This is a genomic window from Streptomyces sodiiphilus (assembly GCF_039529215.1).
Taxonomy (GTDB): domain Bacteria; phylum Actinomycetota; class Actinomycetes; order Streptomycetales; family Streptomycetaceae; genus Streptomyces; species Streptomyces sodiiphilus.
Window position 1 is genome coordinate 1 of the sequence record NZ_BAAAMJ010000066.1, and the last position, 4,349, is coordinate 4,349.

Genomic DNA, 4,349 nt, shown 5'->3' on the forward strand with positions numbered 1-4,349 from the left:
GGTGAAGCCCGAACCCCAGTCGTTCACGGAGTAGTCGACCGAACAGCCGACCGCGGCGGCGGCAGCGGTGCTGTGCATCAGCCCGCCGGTGCCGGCCGCCGCGGCGACCATGGTGCCGGCGGCCAGCAGCGCGACGCGCCGTCTGATCGGGGGTCTGGTGCGGCTCATGAAGGTCCTTTCGGAGTTCCGGCCCCGTCCGCGAAGGCGGCGCGGGACCGACGGAACGGCGCGACTCCTGCCGTGCGCCATCTCTTGGAAGCGCTCCCACCGGTGCCCAGGGAACGTAGCGGCTTGCACGTGTCCATGACCAGAGGGCGTTCAAGGTTTCTCCGAATGAATCGATTTAATGTCCGGATACGGCGCAGGATGACCGCGAACTTCACGACTATCCGTCAGACCCCTTGACGTGTACGCGCCCCGGTCACATCCTTGGGAGCGCTCCCATCGTGCCGTCATGCCACACCACCGAATGCGCGCACACCTCTCACTTTCCGAAGAGCCGCGAGGAGGACCGCTGACATGCGCGTCCGCACCAGACCCCCGGAAGACAAGCCCCGCACGGCGAGGAGGAGACGCGGCCTGCGCAGCCTGCTGCTCGCCGGCACGGCCGCGCTCGCCCTGCCGCTGTCGATGACCGCCGCGCTGAGCGGCAGCGCCCAGGCCGCCGCCGGCGAGTGCAGCGTCGACTACTCCGTGAACGACTGGGGTTCGGGCTTCACCGCCAACCTCACCATCACCAACGAGAGCGCACAGCCGATCAACGGCTGGACGCTGACCTACGCCTACTCCGGCAACCAGCAGCTGTCCCAGGGCTGGAACGCCACCTGGTCCCAGTCCGGGCAGAACGTCACCGTCAACAGCCTCGACTGGAACGGCACCATCGCTCCCGGAGGCACCGCCAGCGCCGGTGCCAACTTCACCTACTCCGGCACCAACACCGCCCCCACCAGCTTCGCCGTCAACGGCGTCACCTGCGGCGAGGAGCCCCCCGCCGACGACCCCGCGGTCCTGGCCTCCCCGTCGCAGCTGGGCATCCAGCCGGGGCAGACCGGCACCTTCGGCGTGCGGCTGTCCGCCCAGCCGGAGTCGAACGTCCAGGTGAGCGTGGCCCGCACCGCGGGCAACAGCAACCTGACCGTCTCCTCCGGTGCCTCCCTGACCTTCACCCCGGCCAACTGGAACACCGCCCAGCAGGTCACCATCGCCGCCGGCCAGGAAGGCAGCGGCCCGGCGACCTTCACCGTGTCCGCGCCCGGGCACGAGCCCGCCACCGTCACCGCCACGCAGCTCAGCGGCGCGGACAGCCCGCACGAGGAGCGCTTCCTGGAGTTGTACGGCCAGGTGATGGATCCGGCGAACGGGTACTTCTCCGAGGAGGGGATCCCGTATCACGCGGTGGAGACGCTGAACGTCGAGGCTCCTGATCACGGTCATGAGACGACCTCGGAGGCCTACAGCTATCTGATCTGGCTGCAGGCGATGTACGGGAAGGTCACCGGTGACTGGGGTCCGTTCAACGAGGCCTGGGACGTCATGGAGACCTACATGATCCCGGGCCCGGTGGACCAGCCGACCAACAGCTTCTACGACCCGTCCAGCCCGGCGACTTATGCCGCCGAGCACATGGACCCCTCGAACTACCCTTCGCCGATCAACGGTGACATCCCCGTCGGCCAGGACCCGCTGGCCGCCGAGCTGTCCTCGACGTACGGGACGGATGAGATCTACGGGATGCACTGGCTGCAGGACGTGGACAACGTCTACGGGTTCGGCAACGCCCCGGGCGCCCCGTGCGCCGGCGGCCCGGACACCCCTGGCCCGTCGTTCATCAACACCTTCCAGCGCGGCCCCCACGAGTCGGTCTGGCGCACGGTTCCCCACCCCTCGTGTGACGACTTCACCTACGGTGGGGAGAACGGGTTCCTGGACCTGTTCATCGACGACGACCAGTACGCCGAGCAGTGGCGGTACACCGCCGCACCCGACGCCGACGCCCGCGCGGTGCAGGCGGCGTTCTGGGCCAACCGCTGGGCCAGTGAGCAGGGCAACCAGGGCCAGATAGCCGGAACCCTGGACAAGGCCGCCAAGATGGGCGACTACCTGCGCTACGCCATGTTCGACAAGTACTTCAAGCAGGCCGGCGACTGCACCAGTGCCGCGTCCTGCCCCGGTGCCACCGGACGCGGCAGCGCTCACTACCTGCTCTCCTGGTACTACTCATGGGGTGGTGCGCTGGACGCTGATGCGGGGTGGGCCTGGCGGATCGGGTCGAGTCACTCGCACTTCGGCTACCAGAACCCGATGACGGCACACGCGCTGCTGACCGATCCCGACCTCGCGCCGGCCTCTCCCACCGCCCGCGCGGACTGGGAGAACAGCCTCCAGCGCCAGGTCGAGCTGTACCGGTGGCTGCAGTCCGCCGACGGCGGTATCGCCGGTGGCGTGACCAACAGCTGGGAAGGCTCGTACCAGAACCCGCCGGCCGGAACGGCCACGTTCTACGGCATGTTCTACGACGAGGCCCCGGTCTACCGGGACCCGCCGTCCAACCAGTGGTTCGGCATGCAGGCCTGGTCCATGCAGCGCCTGGCCGAGTACTACTACGAGACCGGTGACGCCATGGCCGGCGAGGTCATGGACAAGTGGGCCGCCTGGGTCATGAGCGAGGTCACCATCGGGGACAACGGGGACTTCCAGATCCCCGCGACCCTGTCCTGGTCCGGCCAGCCGGACAACTGGAACCCGGCCAACCCCGGCTCCAACTCCGGCCTCCGCGTGACCGTCACCGACTACAGCCAGGACGTCGGCGTCACCGGATCCCTGGCCAACGCCCTCGCCTTCTACGCCGCCGCCAGCGGCAACGAGCAGGCCAAGGACATGGCCGCCGGCCTCCTGGACGCCATGTGGTACCACCAGGACGACCTCGGCATCGCCACCACCGAGACCCGCACCGACTACGAACGCTTCAACGAGGAGCTCTACATCCCGCCGGGCTGGAGCGGAACCATGCCCAACGGAGACGTCATCGAGCCGGGCGCGACCTTCAGCTCCATCCGGTCCTTCTACCAGAACGACCCGGACTGGGCCCAGGTCTCGGCCTACGCCAACGGCACCGGCCCCGCCCCGACATTCGAGTACCACCGGTTCTGGGCCCAGGCCGACATCGCCCTGGCCCTGGGCACCTACGCCGACCTCTTCGGAGAGTGAAGCCGGGTCGGCACCGGTGAGCACCACTGAGCACACCTGAGCACCACCGCACGGCACGACAGCAGAGGCCCCGGGCAGCGCCCGGGGCCTCTGTCCGTGCGCCGCCGGGTGCCGGCCGGCCCGCGGGCAGGCCGGTGGAACGACCGGAGCGGTGCGTTCGGGATCTGTCGGCAACGGGCGGTGGACTCCGGGCCCGGCGGAAGGACCCCACCGGTGCCGGCCGGGCCTGCACTATCGTGTTCGCCGTCCCATCGCCGGTGCCGGGAGACAGCCCCGTGGAGTACTGCATACCGTGCCGTCGCCACCTCAACGGCGCTCTGGTCTGCCCCGGATGCGGGCAGGTGTGCGACGGGTCGGGAGAATCCGTGGGCCGTATGGCCTCCGTCACCGCCCCTGCGGCCGGTATCACCGGGGAAGGCGGAGGGCCGGAGGAGCACCGCCCTCCCGCTCCCTCCCCCGCTCCGCGACGCGGCCGGCGTGGCCGGCGACGAGCACCCAAGGGCGGCCGGCGGCGGGTCGTTCTCGGCAGCGCACTCGGGCTGCTGGTCCTGGGGGTCGCGGTGGTGGAGGTGGGCGAGGTGGTCCTGCCGGGTACGGAGACACCCGAGGCGGACCTGGTCGGCGACCGGCCCGGGCTCCCGTCCGGACCGGAGGAGGACGGCACCCCGGAGGAGGCCGGGGACGGAGCGCCGGGCGCGACGCCCGGCGTGGCCCCTCCCGGGGAGGAGGACACGCGGTCATCCACCGATCCCGAGGAGTCCCCGGGCGGCGAGGACGAGGAAGCGACCGGGGAGGACGGGGAGGCGGACGAGGGGGAGGAAGAAGGCGCGGGCGAGGAGACCGGGCCGCCGGACACCCCGGACCCCCAGGACTCTCCCCCACCGCCCGCACCGGAGCCCTTGCCGGAGAGTCCCTCGCCCACCCCCGGGGAGAGCGAACCGGCGGATGAGCCTCCCCCCTCACCGACGCCGTCACCGACGCCGAGTTCGTGCTTCTTCTGGTGGTGCCGCTGAGACACCGGCCGCACTCGTGGAGCCGGGGGCCCGGTCGGATGACCGGGCCCCCGGCGGTGGGGCTGTTGTTGCCTGTGGTTCCGTTGTCCTACTCTCCGAAGAGGTCGGCGTAGGTGCCCAGGGCCAGGG

2 protein-coding genes are annotated in these 4,349 nt (G+C 70.5%); both read left to right on the plus strand.

Features of this window, described 5'->3' with window-relative positions:
* The first annotated feature begins 519 nt into the window (after positions 1–519).
* Positions 520–3,207, plus strand: coding sequence for a glycoside hydrolase family 48 protein (locus tag ABD299_RS21695; protein ID WP_344265340.1), 2,688 nt, complete (start codon positions 520–522; stop codon positions 3,205–3,207).
* Between the two features lie 374 nt (positions 3,208–3,581).
* Entirely contained in the window at positions 3,582–4,220 is a 639-nt protein-coding gene (locus ABD299_RS21700; protein ID WP_344265343.1) for a hypothetical protein, read from the plus strand.
* Positions 4,221–4,349 lie beyond the last annotated feature (129 nt).